Genomic DNA, 15,837 nt, shown 5'->3' with positions numbered 1-15,837 from the left:
GGAGCCCTCCGGGCCTGCGGGCCTCAGGCCGAGGCGCGGATCACCAGGTGCGTGTCGAGGATGACGACCGGCTGCTCCAGCGGCTCGCCGTTGATGCGGGCGATCAGCAGCTGCACCATCTGCCGGCCCATGGCCTCGGTGGGCTGGTGCACGCTGGTGAGCGGCGGGTCGGTGTGCAGGGCCACCTTCGAGTCCTCGAACCCGATGATGGCCACGTCGTCGGGGACGACCTTGCCCTTCTCCTTGAGCACGCGCAGCGCCCCGACCGCCATCGGGTCTGAGGCCGTGAACACCGCGTCCAGGCCGGGGTGGCGCTGCAGCAGCTCGCGCATGGCCGCCGAGCCGCTCTCCTCGGAGAAGTCCCCGTAGGCCACCAGCTCGGTCATGCCGGTCGCGAGCAGCGCGTCGCGGTATCCGGCCAGACGGTCGACACCCACGCCCATGTCCTGCGGACCGGCGATGGTGGCGATCTGCGTCCTGCCCTTGGAGACCAGGTACTTGACCGCCTGCCGGGCGCCGGCCCGGTTGTCCATGTCGACGTAGCTGTACGGGTTGAGCCCGACGGGCCGGCCACCGAGCACGGTCGGCACGCCCATCTCCTCCAGCTGCCCGGGCAGGGGATCGGCGCCGTGGACCGAGGTCAGCAGGACCCCGTCCACGTGCTGCCCGGTCAGGTACTCCTCCAGGCGCTCGTGCTCGAGCCGGTTCTGCGCCATCGTCAGGATGAGCTGGAGGCCGGTCTCGGACAGCGCGGAGCCGATGCCGCGGATCAGCCCCGCGAAGTACGGCTCGTCGAACACGCGCTGCTCGGACTCCGAGACCACCAGCGCGATGGTGTCGGTCCGGTTCGTCACGAGGGTCCGCGCCGCCCGGTTGGGCACGTAGCCCAGTTCCTGGATGGCCAGCAGCACCGCGTCGCGGGCCCGGTCGCTGACCTTCGGCGACCCGTTGATCACGCGTGAGACGGTGCCGCGGCCGACGCCGGCTCGGGCGGCGACCGCCTCCAAGGTCGGACGTCCCCCGGAGCGGCGGTCCCCGTTCATCTATACTGCCCCCTTATCGCGTCTGCGCTTATTGTGCCCGACCCAGCAGCCCGCCGTGTCTGATGGTGTCGGCGTACCACAGAGCGCTCGACTTCAGCGTCCGCACCTGGCTCTCGTAGTCGACGTAGACCAGGCCGAACCGCTTGCCGTACCCCCAGGCCCATTCGAAATTGTCCATCAGGGACCAGGCGAAGTACCCCTGAAGCGGGACGCCCGCCTCGATGGCCGCGTGGCAGATGCGCAGGTGCGCCTCAATGTAGTCCCGGCGCTGGGGGTCGTGGATCGTGCCGTCCTCACCGAGCGCGTCGTCGAAGGCCGCGCCGTTCTCGGAGATGTAGAGCGGGATCCGGGGGTACTCGTCGGCCAGCCGCGTCAGCACCTCGAACAGGCCGGCGTCGTCGATCTCCCAGCCCATCGCGGTGACCGGGCGGCCGCCGTTGACGAAGCCGACGTGCTCGCTGCCGACCCAGGGCGACCCCGAGTCGGTCGGCGCCGCCGCCGCCGACGCCGCTCCCCCCGGCGCGCCGGACACCGTGAAGCGGCTGTAGTAGTTGACCAGCAGCATGTCGATCGGCGAGGCGATCGTGGCCAGGTCGCCGTCCTGGATGAACGCGAGGTCGGAGATGTGGCCCAGGTCCTCCAGCACGTCCTCCGGGTAGGCGCCCTTGAGCAGGGCGTCGAGGAAGAACCGGTTCTGCAGGCCGTCGATCCGGCGGGCCGCGTCCCTGTCGGCCTCGCTGCCGGTGGCGGGGGAGATCGCGTAGAGGTTCACGCACCCGCCGATCTGCGAGTCCGCGCTCTGCGCCCGCATCGCCTGGACGGCGAGGCCGTGCGCGAGGTTCAGGTGGTGGGCCGCTCGCAGGGCGGCCTCCGGCTCGCGCCGCCCGGGGGCGTGCTCACCCGACGCGTACCCGAGGAACGCCGCGCACCACGGCTCGTTGACCGTGCTCCAGTTCCTGACCCGGTCGGCCAGTTCGGCGTGGACGGTCGCGGCGAAGTCGGCGAAGCGCTTCGACGTGTCGCGTGCGGGCCACCCGCCCGCGTCCTCGAGAGACTGCGGCAGGTCCCAGTGGTAGAGCGTCAGCCAGGGGTCGATGCCGTAGCTGAGCAGCTCGTCGACGAGCCTCTTGTAGAAGTCGAGGCCCTTCGCGTTGTACGACCCCGAGCCGTCCGGCTGGATCCGCGGCCAGGAGACCGAGAACCGGTAGGCGGACAGGCCGAGGTCGGCCATGAGCCGCACGTCGTCCCGGTACCGGTTGTAGTGGTCGATCGCGATCTCCGCGTTGTGCGCCTCGACGATGCGGCCGGCCTGCCTGCAGAAGGAGTCCCAGATGGAGGTGCCCCGCCCGTCCGCCGTGATCGAGCCCTCGATCTGGTAGGCGGAGGTGGCGGCCCCCCAGACGAACCCCGTGGGGAACATCAGGCTCGGGATCTCTGTCTCGGGTCGTGTGCCGTGCGTTGTCACGCTTTGACTGCACCTTCCATGAGTCCGCCGATGATCTGTCGGCCGAACACGACGAAAACGACGATGAGCGGGAGGATCGACATCGCCGTACCGCTGAAGATCAGCACGTAGTCCGTGCCGTACTTCGCGTTCAGAGAGTTGATGGCGACCTGGACGGTCGGGTTGTCCGGAGTCAGCACGATCAGCGGCCACAGGAAGTCGTTCCAGGTCAGCATGAACGTGTTGATGCCCAGCACCGCCATGCCCGGCCGCACGGCCGGGAGGATGACGTTCCACCAGATGCGCAGGGTGGAGGCGCCGTCGACCCGCGCGGCCTCGACGAGCTCGTTCGGCACGGCCTGCTCGGTGTACTGCGTCATGAGGAAGACGCCGAAGCCGTTCAGCAGGTACGGCAGGATGACGGCCTTGAGCGTGCCGACCCACTCCAGGCTGACCATCAGGCGGTACAGCGGCACGATGCCCATCTGCTGGAGCGGGACCATCATCGTGACCAGGACCAGCAGGAGGAGCACCCGGCCGCCGCGGAAGCGCAGCCGCGCGAACGCGAACCCGGCGAAGGTCGAGATCAGCACGACGGAGAGCGTGACCGTGCACGCGATGAGCACCGAGTTGGTCAGGCCGGCCATGTAGTGCGCGTCGGGGTTGGACAGCACCCGCTGGATGTTCGCCCCGAGGTTGCCGCCCGGCAGGAACGGCGGCGGGATGTCGGTGGCCTCGCGGTTGGTGCGGGAGGCGATGACGAGCATCCAGTAGAGCGGGAACGCCGACACGACGAGCGTGACGGCGATCACGATCTTGGTCAGCGGCGTCGCCGTCCAGAGGTTGGTCACCCCGCCCGAGGACTTCGCGCGGCGCCTTCTGGTGTCTGCGGGCGCGGAGAGCGTGGTCACTTGTTGCCCCCGATCCGGCGGATGAGCATGAAGTTGATGAACGATCCGATGAGGATCATCAGGAACAGCAGCCACGCGGCCGCGGACGCGTAGCCGTAGTCGAACTCCCGGAAGCCCTGCTCGACGATGAACATCGACACGGTCTGGAACTGGCTGTTCGTGCCGCCGTGGACGTTGCCGCCGTAGAACGTGGTGGGCTCGGAGAAGAGCGTGAGGCCGCCGATGGTGGAGTTCAGGATCACGAAGATCATGGTGGGCCGCAGCATCGGCACCGTGATCTGCCAGAACTGCCGCCTGCGGGACGCGCCGTCGATGGACGCCGCCTCGTACAGGTCCCGGGGGATGGTCTGCATGCCGGCGAGGAAGATGATCGCGTTGTAGCCCGTCCACCGCCAGTCGATCATGGTGGAGATCGCCAGCCAGGAGGGGAGGCGCTCGGTCTTCCAGCTGACCGGGTCGATCCCGAACCAGCTGAGGACCCAGTTGATCACGCCCCAGTCGCGGCCGTACAGCTGGGTGAAGACCACGGCGACCGCGACGACCGAGGTGACGAGGGGGAGCAGCACCCCCAGGCGGACGAACAAGCGGCCCCTGATGCGCTTGTTCAGCGCGTTCGCCAGCAGCAGCGCCAGCAGCATCTGCGGCACGGTGGCGATGACGAACATCCCGAGCGTGTTGACGACCGCGTTCCAGAACGCGCTGTCGGTCAGCAGGGCCGCGTAGTTGCCGAGCCCCGTCCATTTGGTCGTGCCCGTCAGGTCGTACTTGTAGAGCGAGTAGTAGAGCGTGAAGCCCAGCGGGAAGATGCCGAACAGCAGGAAGAGCAGGTAGTACGGCGAGATGAGGAGGTACGGCGCCGCCTTGAGGTCGATCCACGACAGGAAGGACCGGGTCGGGCGTGTGCGGCCGTGCCTCCTCGGGGGAGGGGCGGGGGTCCGGGCGGCCGGCCCCGCGTCGACGTGCAGGCTCATGCGTTACCTTTCAGCGGAAGCAGGCGACCGGCCCGCCGGCGGGGTTGCCGCCGCGGCGGGCCGGTGCTCACCTGTCGGGCGTGGAGATCAGCCCGCAGCCTTCACGGCGTCGTCGACCAGCTTCTGCCAGGCCTGCGCGTACGGGACCGAGCCGTCGTCGAGGGCCGAGATGACCGACTCGACCGCGTTCTTCACCTGGGCGTGCTTGATGCCGAGGAAGACCGGCTGGAGCGCGGAGGCCGACTTGGCGAAGATGTCGCCGACCGGGGCGTTGTTGAAGTACTCGTTCTTCGCGCCCTGGACCGCCGGGTCCTGCTGAGCCTCGGTGTTGCTCGGCATGTTGCCGCTGTAGTTGAAGACGCTGACCTGCGCGTCCTTGCCGGTCAGGTAGTCGAGGACCTGCGCGGCCTCCTTGGGGTGCTTCGACTGCTTGGGAACGGCGAGCCAGGAGCCGCCCCAGTTGCCGCCGCCGCCCGGCACCGCCGCGACGTCCCACTTGCCCTTGAGCTCGGGACCGGCGGCGTCGTCACCGCTCACCACGCCGAGCATCCAGGACGGGCAGCCGAGGGTCGCGAACTGCGACTTCTTCATGCCGGTCTTCCACTCGTCGGTGAAGTTGCGCAGCTTGGCCGTGAGGCCGTCCTGGCTGATCTTCACCGCGAAGTCGTAGGCCGACTTGACCGCGGGGTTCTTGTCGACGATCAGGTTGTTGTTCGTGTCGAAGTAGGAGACGTTGCCGTTCTTGGCGGCCTCCTGCACCAGGACCACGTTGTAGAGCGTGTTGGTGCCGTCGACGAACTTGGTGTCCTTGACCTTCGCCTGGAACTTCTCGCCGACCTTGACGAAGTCGTCCCACGTCGGCCACAGCTTGCTGACCTCGTCGCGGTCGCCGGGCAGCCCGGCCTTCTCGAACAGGTCGCGGCGGTAGCACAGGCTCATGCCGCCGATGTCGGTGCCGAGACCGAACAGCTTGCCGTCGGCGGTGACGCCGTTCTGCCACTTCCAGTCGGCGTAGGTGGACTTGCGGCTGTCCAGGCCGTACTCGCTCAGGTCGGCCCACCACTCGGGGTGCGCCTTGGCGAGGCCCATGCCGCCCTCGTCGATGCCGACGACGTCGCCGGCGCCCGCGCCGGACTGCAGCCACTGGATCATCTGCGGCCAGTAGACCTGCTCGAACTGGTCGGTCAGGTTGTCATTCTTGATCTTGATGTCGTTGTGGGAGGCGTTCCACTTGTCGACCGCCTCCTTGTAGCCGAAGTTCTTGCCGCCGCCGAACGTCTGCACCGTGATGGTGATCGGGGCGGCCCCGGCCGAGGACCCGCCCGAAGCAGAGGTCCCGCCGTTGTCGCCCGAACCGCTACAGGCGGCGGTAACGCCGAGAGCCAGCGTCGCCACTGCGGCGATCGCCAGCATCCTGCCCCGGCGCGCGTTGTCAATCATTCCGGACCCCTCTCAGGTGGTATCCCGAATCTCGTGGGAGGTGCATCCCAGGCCGGTCCCCGACTTCACGGCCCGTGATCGATGGGTGTTCAATGTGCGTGGGCACTGTTGGGAGCGCTCCCACGAAGGGTCCTCTATGAGCAACGCGGGCGTCAATATGCTGAAACCTAACTGTTACTCCGGGGGTGGTTAGGACCGGTGAACCGTACATTACCGGACATAGCGGGCTTGGGAGCGCTCCCAAATACATACGGGGAGGAAAGGATGAGCGGCCACCACGGGTGAGGTGATGGCCGCAATCCCCCTATCGGGTCCGCGGGGGAGGCACCCGCGGGCCCTCCACGCCGAACGCGCCCAGACCGCCCAGGCCGTCCACGATCCGGCACCCCGCTCCCATGCAGATCCGCAGCAGCGCCAGCCGGGCCGACAGCTGCGCCAGCAGCCCGGGGCCGGCGGCCGGCGCGAGGTTGTGCATCTCCGCCGGATCGAACCAGAGGTCGTACAGCTGCCGCTCGCCCGTGGCGTACTGCACGTAGGCGTACCGGCCGGTGCGCAGAACGGCGTACGAGGGCGGCGAGGACGGCGAGTAGGCGGCGTGGGAGAACTCCACCAGCAGCGCGTCCCGCCAGGGGACGTCGGCGCCACGCAGCAGCGGGACCAGCGAGCGTCCCTCCGCCCACCACGGCACGGCGGCCCCGCCGAGCTCGGCGAACGTCGGCGCGAGGTCGACGGTCGAGGTGAGGGGGGTCAGCGTGGCGCCCGGCGCGACGCCCGGCCCCCTCACCACCATCGGCACCCGGATGTCCTCCTCGAACGGCGTGGTCTTGCCGGGCCGGAGCCGGTGCTGCCCGAGGTGGAAGCCGTTGTCGGAGGTGAAGAAGATGTAGGTGTCGTCGAGCCGGCCCGCCCTCGCCAGCGCGGAGACGAGCGCGCCGACCATGTCGTCCACGCCGAGCATCGCCCTGAGCCGGTCCTGGTGGACGCGGTCGATCCGGGCGGTCTCCCTGGCCGACAGCGGCGGCCGCTCGCGTAGCCACCGCGGCTCCGCCGACAGGTCGGCCTGGTCGAACGAGGCCGTTCGCGGCGCGCGCTCGCCCGCGAAGGCGTCGGCGTGGCGGGGCGCGTAGTGGGCCGGCAGGTGCGGCGCGACGGGGGCCAGGTAGAGGAAGAAGGGGCCGGGGCCGGAGACGAACTGGCCGGCCTTCGCGCTGAGCACGTCCTCCAGGTAGTCGCCGGGCGCGTGGCCGTACTGGCGGAGCGCGCCGTTCTCGTTGAGGGCGTAGCCGTACTCCTGGTAGAGCCGCGTCACCGGGACGTCCCACTCGTCCCAGCCGGGCGGCACGTACGTCCGCGGCGCGCCCTTCGGGTACTGGTTGAGGTACTTGCCCATGAGGCCGGTGCGGTAGCCGGCGTCGTGCATCCAGGTGCCGACGGTCGACCCCTCCATGCCCCGGAACCTGGGGAAGCCGCCGGTCGGCGCCCGGTTGCTCTCCACGTGGTGGCTGTGGACGTACTGGGAGCGCAGCAGCGACGAGCGCGACGGGCAGCACCAGGGGTTGGTGACGAAGAAACGGGAGAACGAGGCGCCCTGCCGGACCAGCAGGTTCGCGATGTTGGGGAAGTGCTGAAGATCGGAGGTGTCAAGGTCGTCGGTCAGGATCAGCACGATGTTGGGGCGGCCCGGCGGGTCCGGCGCGCCGCGTGCCGCGCCGGTGAGGGCGAGGCACGCGACGAGCGCGAGCGCGAGGGCGAGCCACCGTCGCCCGGATCCTTTCGGCAGGGGCATGGCCCTTTTCCTTGCCACAGGCCCATCAGCGGAAACGTGCGCGCCGTGTTCGAGGCGACACGCGCCGTACGCTCCCGATGGCCTCTTATCCGAAGGTCGCCGGGTTCGGCCCGAGGCGGCGTCCCGCGTCGAGCGCGTCGACGGCCGCCATCTCCTCGGGGCTCAGCTCGAAGTCGAACACGTCGATGTTCTCGGCGATCCGCGACGGCGTCACCGACTTCGGGATGACCACGTTGCCGAGCTGGAGGTGCCAGCGCAGCACCACCTGGGCCGCCGTCTTCCCGTGGCGGGCGCCGATCTCGGCCAGGACGGGAAGGTCGAGCAAACCCCTGCCCTGGCCCAGCGGGCTCCACGCCTCGGTCGCGATGCCGTGCTCGGCGTGGAAGGCGCGCAGCTCACGCTGCGGCAGCCAGGGGTGCAGCTCGATCTGGTTGACGGCGGGCACGACGTCGGTCTCGTCGAGCAGGCGCCGCAGTGCCTCCACCGTGAAATTGGACACGCCGATCGCCCGCACGCGTCCCTCGAAGTACAGCTTCTCCAGGGCCCGCCACGCCTGGACGTACTTCCCCTGGCGGGGGGCCGGCCAGTGGATCAGGTAGAGGTCCAGCACGTCGAGGCCGAGCCGGTCCATGCTCGCGTCGAAGGCCCGCAGCGCCTTGTCGGAGTCGTGCTCGTCGTTCCACAGCTTCGTGGTGACGAACAGCTCGTCGCGGGGGAGTCCCGAGGCGCGGACGGCCCGGCCGACCCCGCGCTCGTTGTGGTACAGCTTCGCGGTGTCGACGCCGCGGTAGCCGTGCTCGATCGCGGTGAGGACGGCCCTTTCGGCCTCGCGGTCGCTCACCTGCCACACGCCGAGCCCCAGCCGCGGCATGACGACACCGTCGTTCAACGTGATGAGATCCATGCGCACCATGCTCTCGCAGGTGAACGCGCGGATCCCGTTGGGGTCTGTTCACCCCCAGTTCCCGCTCATGTCGTGTTCGCGCGCTAGTGTGAGCGCGTCGTGAACGTCTCATTACGCCGCGTGGAGAACGAGGGTCGGCGCCACGCCGGTGAACAGGGGTCGGCTGTCGCGTGGGTGGAGTCCCCGCTGCAGCTGTTGTGCGTGGTCGAGGCGCATCATGCCGGCGTCCTGGGCCCGTCCACGCGCGTGGTGCCGAGGGCCGGTCTGCCCGCCCTGCGGATGACCCGCCGTGAGCTCAAGCGCCTCGGCCTGCCCGTGGGCCTGGAGTTCGCCGAGCCGTCCGAGCGCATGCCGCGGCCCTCCCGCACCTGGGCCGTGGGCGACGCGTTCTCCGGGCGCGTCCAGCTCGCGCTGGCCACGGCGCAGCCCGGCCGCACGATACTCGTCGACGACGGCCTCGCCACGATCCGCCTGCTGGAGCTGCTGGTCGCCCGCCGCCCGCTGCTGCGCGCGCGGGGCAGGGCGACCCCGGGGCGCGTGCTGCTCGGCGCCGCCGCCGCCGTCCGGCTGCGCACCCGCAAGCCGACGGTCTTCACCGCGCTCCCGGTCCCCGACGACCTGGCCGAGGCGGTGCGGTCCCGGGGGGCCCGGCTGGTGCGGCACGACTTCGCCTGGCTGCGCTCCCAGCCCGCCGACCGGCCGCCGGACGAGCGGACCGTCGTGCTCGGCACCTCGCTCGTCCGCAACGGGCTCATCCACCGCGACCGCTACCTGCGCTGGCTCGAACGGCTGGAGGAGCCGGTCGCCTACTACCCCCACCGCAGGGAGGACCCGCGCGACCTCGACCGGGTCCGCAGGATCGAGGGCCTGACGGTGTACGACGCCGGCGTGCCGGCCGAGATGACCCTGCGCGCCCTGCGGCCCGACCAGCGCGTGCTCAGCCTGCCGTCCACGGCGGTGACCTCGCTGCGCGTCCTGCTGTCGGCACGCGGCGTGTCGGTCGAGAGCATCGACGTCCCCGACGACTGGTGGACGGCCTCGGCCGGGCCGTCGCTCCGCTCCCACCTCCAGATCTTCGCTCACGACCCCTCCGCGAACGCTCCCCGAAAGGTCGCTCCTTGACCCGCCTGCTCGCCGTGGCCGACTCCGACTCGTACCTCAAGTGGGCCGCAGGCCTGCTCGACGCGCTCCCGGAGGGGTGGACCACCGATCTCGCCGTCGTCCGCACGCCGATCACCCCCTCGGACGGCCAGATCGCGGCTGCGGTGAGCGGAACCAGGAGCGCCGGCCCCGGGGGAGACGTCGCGCCGCCCGTGCTGACCGCGCGGCAGCTGCGCCGCGCCGCCGAGCGGTTCCGGCCCGACGCGATCCTCCTGGCCTGCACCGGGCCCGTGGTCGACGCGCTCGCGGCCGAGATCCTGTCCGGGCTGGACCCGCGCCCGGTGCTGGTGTCCGGGCTGCCCGGCATCTCGGTGCCCGCCACGGAGAAGGCCTGGCTGTTCCGCAGCGGGTGCGACCTGTTCGTGGTGCACAGCGGCCGGGAGGTCGCCGAGTTCTCCGCCATCGGCCGCGAGCTCGGCGGCGGAGGCGGGGTGGCGCTGGCCCGCCTGCCGTACCTCGACCTCGGGGCGCCTCCGGTGGGGGAGCGCGACCGGGTGATCTTCGCGACCCAGGCGAAGGTGCCGCGGCGGCGCGAGGAGCGGGAGTCCGTCCTGCTCGCGCTGGCCGCGCTGGCGGAGGCCCGGCCCGACCTCGACGTGGTCGTCAAGCTGCGCGCCCGCGACGACGAGCGGCAGACGCACAACGAGCGCCACCACTACGAGCGGCTCTGGCGGGAGATGGCCGCCGCGGGCCGGGTGCGCCAGGACGCGGTCCGCTTCGCCGCCGGGCCGATGCACGAGCACCTCACGCACGCCGCCGGGTTCGTCACGGTCAGCTCGACCGCCGCCCTGGAGGCCATCGCCCAGAACGTGCCCCTGCTCGTGCTGTCCGACTTCGGCGTCAGCGCGGAGATGATCAACCTGGTCTTCGAGGGCAGCGGCTGCCTCGGCACGCTGGAGGACCTGGCCAAGGCCGACTTCCGCACCCCGGCCGCCGACTGGTGCCAGGCCAACTACTTCCACGACTCCTCGTCCACCGACTGGGGCGGCCGCGTCGCCGCCCTGGTGGACGACGCGCGGGCGGGCCGCCTGGTCCCGGCCCGCTCCCTGCTCGACGGGCCCGAGCACGCCGCCGCCCGCCGCCGCGCCCGCCTCCGGCTGGAGGTGCCGCCCAAGGTCCTGCGGTACGGCTACCGTGCCAAGCGCCGGATGCGCCGCTACCTCAAGGCCTTCTGACGCGCGCGCCGTTCGCGCGCGTCACAGCCGCTCCTGGCGGGGGAGCACGACCTCCTTGGCCAGGAGCATCAGCGCGGCGGCGAGCGGGATGCCGAGCAGCGCCCCGACGATGCCGAGCAGGGCGCCGCCGAGCAGGGCGCCCACGATGGTGGCGATCGGCGGCACGTCGACCGACGACTTGAACACCCGCGGCGAGATCACGTAGTTCTCGACCTGCTGGTAGACGACGAAGAAGACCACGCAGGCGACACCCACCTGGAACGACGTCAGGAAGCCCACGCCGGAGGCGACCACCGCGCCGAGGACGGCCCCCACCAGCGGGATCAGGTCGGTGACGGCGACGAAGATGGCCAGCGCCAGCGCGTACGGGACCTTGAGCACCGCGAGGAACAGGAACGTCACCACGCCCGCGATCAGCGAGATGATCAGGTTGCCCGCGACGTAGCCGCCGATCTGGTTGACGATCTCGTCGCCGAGCAGCGACACCCGGGTGCGGCGGGAGCGCGGCACGAACCGGTAGGCCGTCTCCTTGATCGACCGGAGCGACCCGAGGAAGTACAGCGTCAGCACCAGGATCGTGAACGCGCTGAACAGCGCGCTGATCACGACACTGGCCACGCCGAGCAGGCCCCCGAACATCTGGGTGGCGAGGTTGCCGCTCGTCACGTACTGCTGGATCTTGTCCAGGATCTGGTACCGCTGGTCGACCGACCGGATCAGCGGGTGGTTCTGCAGTTGCTGGACGTACTCGGGCAGGTGCTGCACGAAGCCGGACGTCTGCTCGGTCAGCGGCGGCACGATCGCCAGCCCGAAGGCGACGAAGAACGCGATGACCGAGCCGAACACGATCGCGATCGCGACGCGGCGGGACAGGTTGCGCCGCTGCAGCGCCTCGACGGCCGGGTTGAGGCCGATGGCCAGGAACAGGGAGACGACGATCAGCACCAGGGCGGACCCGGCGCTCGCGATCGCCTGGACCAGCAGCCAGGCGGTGAGCACGCCGAGCGCGCCGGTGAGCCCGAACATGAACGGGTTGCTCCGCAGCGGGCGGCCGGGCCGCCCGAACGGCATGTCGCGGTCGCCGGGCGCCGCCGTCTCCCGGGTGCCGGAGGCGCCGCCGGGGCCGGTGCCGGGGCCCGTGTCAGCAGCGTTGTCAGGGCTGTTGTCAGGGGCGCCGGGCGGGGGAGTGACGGCGGTCTCCGGCGTCGCCCCGGAGGGGAGGGAGGGGAAGACGCTGGTGATGCCGCTGCCTAGGGGATTGTCGTCGGGCACGCGTCCCTGCTGCCCCCAGCCGATCACTTCACACCGATAAATGGTGATAAGTCCGCATACGCTCCCGCAGCGCATCCAGTCTCGTCACCGTGCCGCCGGGCTCGCCTCCGGGACCGCGACCTCGTACGGGGAGGGGGTGCCGCCGGACCGCGGCCGGAGCACACGGGCCAGGACCCCGGGCGACAGCAGGTGCTGCGGAGGGGCCTCGAGGTTGGCCACGCTCAGGAAGGCGTGCCCGACCAAGGGGTCCGACTCGGCCGCCGCGTGGAGGCGTCCGAGGTAGCGGTTGAGCAGCCGCACCCGCGCGGGGCGCGGGCCCTCGACCGACGGGAACCGCAGGTCGCCGCAGACCGAGATGTCCCACGGCACGTCGATGATCCGGGCGGCGCGCGTGAAGAAGCGGCGGGCCAGGTCGCCTCGGACGCCGTCCGCCAGGCACTCGCGCAGGGCGACGGCCTCGCAGGCGGCCACCGTCATCCCCTGGCCGTAGCTGGGGTTGAACTGGCACAGGGCGTCGCCGAACACCAGGTAGCCCTCGGGGAAGCGGGCAAGCCGCTCGTAGCGGCGGCGGACGCTCACCGGGATGCGCATCAGGCGGGGCGCCCCGAGCGGCTCGGCGCGCTCCAGGAGGCGGTGCACGTCCGGGACCGCAAGCCGCTCGGCGAAGCGGTGGTACCCGTCCGGGTCGGCCGGGGGGACGTCGTCGCCCATGCCGAACAGCGTGACGAGCCAGCGGTCCCCCTCGGCGCCGAGCGCGACGCCGCCCCTCGGGACGGCCACGCCGTGCCCGACGATGACGGCGGTGAAGCCGGCGTCCCCCGGCCGGCGCCGGTACTCGCGCGAGACGTACACCAGCCGCGAGTCGACGCGCTCCTCCGGCGCGGGCTCGTACCCCAGCCTGCGCAGCCACTCGGTGCCGCGGTTGCCCCGGCCCGTGGCGTTCACCACGAGGTCGGCCGCCACCTCCTCGGGTCCGTGGCCGGCACGCAGCAGGCGCACGCCGGTGACCGCGCCGGCCCTCCCGTCGTCCACGACGGCGACGGGCTCGACCGCCTCGCAGCGTTCGTGGATCACGACACCGGGAAGGGCCGCGACCCGGGACCGCACCCGGCCTTCGAGCAGCGGGCGGCTCACGGTCAGGCCGCGCAGCCCGGACGGCGCCGGGTGGAGCCGCCGTCCGTCGTTGTACCAGCGGACGTCGTTCTGGAGGTCGCACGGAACGGCGCCCGCCTCGATCAGGTCCGCCGTCAGCCCGGGGAAGAGGTCCTCCAGGATCTCGCGCCCGCGCGACAGCAGGCCGTGCGCGTGATGTCCCTGCGGCACGCCCCGCCGGGGGGCGCTCCCGCCGGGGAGCGCGTCGCGGTCGATCACTGTGACGCGGTCGTACGTCTCCGTGAGCACGCGGGCCGCGAGCAGCCCGCCCATCCCCGCTCCGACGACGACGGCGTGTCGCGTGGGCCGGTGCCCGGTGGGTGTCGTCGCCGTACGGACGATTCGCTTGGCCATGGCTCACCTCGTCGCCGGGCCGCCCGTCGGGGCGGCGGTGGGTTACGGCGACGAGCATGCGAGCGGCCGCTTGGCGCTCACTGGGCACCGGCTTGGCGCTCACTGGGACCAGCTCCCGGGCGGGCCGGGACCGGCACGCCGGGCCACCGCCGGCCACCGTGAGCGCCCGGGCCGTTTCGGCGGACATGTGGTCGCCCGCTCGCTCCGCACCCGTGCCGCGGTCATCGCAGGATCGCGGCGGCGAGGATCTTGTTGATCCAGCGTTCCCACTCGTCGGGCGTCCACCCGCGTACGCCGGTGAGCAGGAGGTAGACCTCGAAGCTGACCAGGGTGAAGATGACGTCGGCCGCCTCCTCGGTCGACAGGTCCGGGCGCAGGGCCTGCTTGTCGGCGAGCTGCCGCGCGAGGCTGTGGTGGGCGAGGAAGCGCTGGTGTTGATTGGTCTCCCACTGCGCGGCCATCTCGGCGTCGGCGCCGGCGGCGTCGCGGACGATCTTCATGATCGGCCCCACCCGGCCGAAGATCACGCGACTGTTGGCCAGCCAGATCGCCAGTGCCCGGCGGCCGTCCGGTTCGTCGCGCACCTGCTTCACCCAGGGCCGGTCCAGCATCGGTATCGGCTCGTCGTCGCCGACCGACAGCACATCGACGATCTCCTTGAGAACCGTGGCCTTGTTGCCGAAGTGGAAGTACACCGTCTGCACCGCGACCCCGGCCGCCGCGGCGATCTGATCCAGGGTGGTCGAGGCGTACCCCTGCCGCAGGAACAGGTCCCGCGCGGAGTCGGTGATCCGTCTCCGGGTGGCGCGGGCCTGGGCGGCCCGGCGGGTGCCCTGTCCGGTCGTGCTCTTGACAGGATCGCTCATTCGCTAGAGCCTACTACAGAGAAACTCACTAGAGACAACTCTAGTGAGACCCCCCGGAGGTCCCCCATGGATGCGACACTTAACGGCTTCCACCACGTCAAACTCCCGGTGACGGACGTGGAACGCAGCCGGGACTGGTACGAGCGCGTATTGGGCCTGCGCGTCTTCATCGAGTTCGTCGAGGACGGCACGCTCATGGGCGTCGCCCTCCGCGACGCGAACAACGCCGTCGACGTGGCCCTGCGTCAAGATCCGGTACGGGCCGCCGCGATGGCCGGATTCGACCCGATGGCCCTGTGCGTGCCCACCCTGCGTGACCTGAAGGCCTGGCAGCAGCGACTGGACGACCTGGCCGAGCCGCACGGCGGCATCGTCACGGGGCACGTCGGCCAGGTGCTGGTCGGCCTGCACGATCCCGACGGCATCGAGATCCGCTTCTACCACCCCGCCCAGGACGACCCCGAGGACGCCCGATGACCTTCGACCCCACCGGCTACCTGCTCACCCCCGATGACGGCCCCCACCTGTGGTTCCTGGACACCCGCATGACCGTGAAGGCCGGCGCGGACCAGACCGGCGACGCCTTCACCCTCATCGAGTGGTCCGCCCCCGTCGGCTTCGGGCCGCCCCAGCACATCCACGACCGCGAGGACGAGGCGTTCTACATCCTCGAGGGAAAGCTCACCATCGACTGCGGCGACCACCACTGGACCGCGGGGCCCGGCGACTTCGCCTTCCTGCCCCGCCGCATCCCGCACTCCTTCGTCGTCAGCGACGGGCCCGTACGCGGCCTGCAGATCACCACACCGTCGGGATTCGAGCAGTTCATCGCCGAACTCGGCCGCCCCGCCGAACACCCCGGCCTGCCCGCCCCCACCCCGCCCGACATTCCCCGCCTGATCGAGGCCGGCCACCGCTACGGCCACCAGATCCTCGGCCCGCCTCCCATGTGACCGAGCCCACCGGAACGAGGGCGTATCACGCTTCCGCCAGTGCGCTGAGAGCTTCACCTGATACGGCGTTGATTTAGACGTGCCCGCGTGCGGCTTGTGCATGCGGTTCGAGAGAGAGGTTGGTAGGGGAGTTGGCAAAAGCTACACGTCGGGCCGCAGCGGTTTTGGTCGCTGCAGCAACAGCCGGCGCAGTGCTGACCGCGCCGCCTGCGCTGGCGGGGACTGCCTACTACATGAAGAACTACAACAGCCGGCTCTGTCTCACCATCGCCGGCGGTGGCAAAGCAGCCAATGCTCCTGCCGTCCAGTACTACTGCGACAGCCATCCGTCACGCCTCTGGACCTTTCTGTACCAGAGCGGAGGCTTCTACAAAATCAGGAACAAGAACAGCGGGCTGTGCCTGA

General features: G+C 70.8%; 15 protein-coding genes. 5 read left to right on the top strand and 10 right to left on the bottom strand.

Annotation, left to right across the window (positions count from 1 at the left end):
• Window positions 1-23: 23 nt before the first annotated feature.
• From MPTA5024_RS04380 to MPTA5024_RS04350, 7 genes are all read right to left on the bottom strand, one after another.
• Window positions 24-1,043, bottom strand: coding sequence for a LacI family DNA-binding transcriptional regulator (locus MPTA5024_RS04380; protein WP_036320093.1), 1,020 nt, complete (start codon window positions 1,041-1,043; stop codon window positions 24-26).
• A gap of 28 nt (window positions 1,044-1,071) precedes the next feature.
• On the bottom strand, window positions 1,072-2,463 hold the full coding sequence (locus MPTA5024_RS04375) for a GH1 family beta-glucosidase (RefSeq protein WP_051457691.1): 1,392 nt from the start codon (window positions 2,461-2,463) through the stop codon (window positions 1,072-1,074).
• Window positions 2,464-2,504: 41 nt separating this feature from the next.
• Window positions 2,505-3,398, bottom strand: coding sequence for a carbohydrate ABC transporter permease (locus MPTA5024_RS04370; RefSeq protein ID WP_232326190.1), 894 nt, complete (start codon window positions 3,396-3,398; stop codon window positions 2,505-2,507).
• Window positions 3,395-4,369 carry a carbohydrate ABC transporter permease gene (locus MPTA5024_RS04365; RefSeq protein WP_036320084.1) on the bottom strand — a complete coding sequence of 325 codons (975 nt, stop codon included), beginning with the start codon at window positions 4,367-4,369 and terminating at the stop codon, window positions 3,395-3,397. The genes MPTA5024_RS04370 and MPTA5024_RS04365 overlap by 4 nt, the downstream gene beginning before the upstream one ends.
• 87 nt (window positions 4,370-4,456) lie before the next feature.
• Entirely contained in the window at window positions 4,457-5,809 is a 1,353-nt protein-coding gene (locus tag MPTA5024_RS04360; RefSeq protein WP_036320081.1) for an ABC transporter substrate-binding protein, read from the bottom strand.
• Between the two features lie 304 nt (window positions 5,810-6,113).
• Window positions 6,114-7,595 carry a sulfatase family protein gene (locus MPTA5024_RS04355; RefSeq protein WP_051457690.1) on the bottom strand — a complete coding sequence of 494 codons (1,482 nt, stop codon included), beginning with the start codon at window positions 7,593-7,595 and terminating at the stop codon, window positions 6,114-6,116.
• Between the two features lie 85 nt (window positions 7,596-7,680).
• Window positions 7,681-8,499 carry an aldo/keto reductase gene (locus tag MPTA5024_RS04350; RefSeq protein WP_036323132.1) on the bottom strand — a complete coding sequence of 273 codons (819 nt, stop codon included), beginning with the start codon at window positions 8,497-8,499 and terminating at the stop codon, window positions 7,681-7,683.
• 120 nt (window positions 8,500-8,619) lie between these two features.
• On the opposite strand from MPTA5024_RS04350, the gene MPTA5024_RS04345 reads away from it, so the two are divergent.
• Both MPTA5024_RS04345 and MPTA5024_RS04340 read left to right on the top strand, forming a co-directional pair.
• Window positions 8,620-9,621: a hypothetical protein gene (locus MPTA5024_RS04345; RefSeq protein ID WP_051457689.1), complete on the top strand. Its 1,002-nt coding sequence runs from the start codon at window positions 8,620-8,622 to the stop codon at window positions 9,619-9,621.
• A complete protein-coding gene (locus MPTA5024_RS04340) occupies window positions 9,618-10,835 on the top strand; it encodes a DUF6716 putative glycosyltransferase (RefSeq protein WP_036320076.1) in 1,218 nt (405 codons plus the stop codon). The genes MPTA5024_RS04345 and MPTA5024_RS04340 overlap by 4 nt, the downstream gene beginning before the upstream one ends.
• Window positions 10,836-10,856: 21 nt before the next feature.
• Here MPTA5024_RS04340 and MPTA5024_RS04335 read toward each other — a convergent pair whose 3' ends face one another.
• The 3 genes from MPTA5024_RS04335 to MPTA5024_RS04325 form a co-directional block, all read right to left on the bottom strand.
• The gene (locus MPTA5024_RS04335; RefSeq protein ID WP_232326188.1) at window positions 10,857-12,107 is read right to left on the bottom strand and encodes an AI-2E family transporter; all 1,251 of its coding nucleotides are present in this window, start codon (window positions 12,105-12,107) and stop codon (window positions 10,857-10,859) included.
• An 84-nt stretch (window positions 12,108-12,191) separates the two neighbouring features.
• Window positions 12,192-13,613 (bottom strand): NAD(P)/FAD-dependent oxidoreductase, encoded by a 1,422-nt coding sequence (locus MPTA5024_RS04330; protein ID WP_051457688.1) that lies wholly within the window; start codon window positions 13,611-13,613, stop codon window positions 12,192-12,194.
• Window positions 13,614-13,834: 221 nt separating this feature from the next.
• Window positions 13,835-14,479, bottom strand: a complete 645-nt coding sequence (locus MPTA5024_RS04325; RefSeq protein WP_036320073.1) for a TetR/AcrR family transcriptional regulator — start codon at window positions 14,477-14,479, stop codon at window positions 13,835-13,837.
• 66 nt (window positions 14,480-14,545) lie between these two features.
• Between MPTA5024_RS04325 and MPTA5024_RS04320 the strand changes: the two genes are divergently transcribed.
• The 3 genes from MPTA5024_RS04320 to MPTA5024_RS39250 form a co-directional block, all read left to right on the top strand.
• The gene (locus MPTA5024_RS04320; RefSeq protein WP_036320070.1) at window positions 14,546-14,956 is read left to right on the top strand and encodes a VOC family protein; all 411 of its coding nucleotides are present in this window, start codon (window positions 14,546-14,548) and stop codon (window positions 14,954-14,956) included.
• On the top strand, window positions 14,953-15,432 hold the full coding sequence (locus MPTA5024_RS04315; RefSeq protein WP_036320068.1) for a quercetin 2,3-dioxygenase: 480 nt from the start codon (window positions 14,953-14,955) through the stop codon (window positions 15,430-15,432). Before MPTA5024_RS04320 ends, MPTA5024_RS04315 begins: the two co-directional genes overlap by 4 nt.
• A gap of 191 nt (window positions 15,433-15,623) precedes the next feature.
• Window positions 15,624-15,837 (top strand): RICIN domain-containing protein (locus MPTA5024_RS39250; protein WP_198166942.1); only part of this gene is annotated, 214 nt, incomplete at its 3' end.

Source organism: Microbispora sp. ATCC PTA-5024 (assembly GCF_000511135.2).
Classification (GTDB): domain Bacteria; phylum Actinomycetota; class Actinomycetes; order Streptosporangiales; family Streptosporangiaceae; genus Microbispora; species Microbispora corallina.
Note: the sequence above shows the minus strand (reverse complement) of the source record. Positions and strands in the feature narration are given on the sequence as shown.

Excerpts from the sequence above, each read along its gene's own strand:
- MPTA5024_RS04380 (WP_036320093.1), bottom strand. The coding sequence starts at position 1,043 with ATGAACGGGGACCGCCGCTCCGGGGGACGTCCGACCTTGGAGGCGGTC.
- MPTA5024_RS04375 (WP_051457691.1), bottom strand. The coding sequence starts at position 2,463 with ATGTTCCCCACGGGGTTCGTCTGGGGGGCCGCCACCTCCGCCTACCAG.
- MPTA5024_RS04365 (WP_036320084.1), bottom strand. The coding sequence starts at position 4,369 with ATGAGCCTGCACGTCGACGCGGGGCCGGCCGCCCGGACCCCCGCCCCT.
- MPTA5024_RS04360 (WP_036320081.1), bottom strand. The coding sequence starts at position 5,809 with ATGATTGACAACGCGCGCCGGGGCAGGATGCTGGCGATCGCCGCAGTG.
- MPTA5024_RS04355 (WP_051457690.1), bottom strand. The coding sequence starts at position 7,595 with ATGCCCCTGCCGAAAGGATCCGGGCGACGGTGGCTCGCCCTCGCGCTC.
- MPTA5024_RS04350 (WP_036323132.1), bottom strand. The coding sequence starts at position 8,499 with ATGGATCTCATCACGTTGAACGACGGTGTCGTCATGCCGCGGCTGGGG.
- MPTA5024_RS04330 (WP_051457688.1), bottom strand. The coding sequence starts at position 13,613 with ATGGCCAAGCGAATCGTCCGTACGGCGACGACACCCACCGGGCACCGG.
- MPTA5024_RS04325 (WP_036320073.1), bottom strand. The coding sequence starts at position 14,479 with ATGAGCGATCCTGTCAAGAGCACGACCGGACAGGGCACCCGCCGGGCC.
- MPTA5024_RS04320 (WP_036320070.1), top strand. The coding sequence starts at position 14,546 with ATGGATGCGACACTTAACGGCTTCCACCACGTCAAACTCCCGGTGACG.
- MPTA5024_RS04315 (WP_036320068.1), top strand. The coding sequence starts at position 14,953 with ATGACCTTCGACCCCACCGGCTACCTGCTCACCCCCGATGACGGCCCC.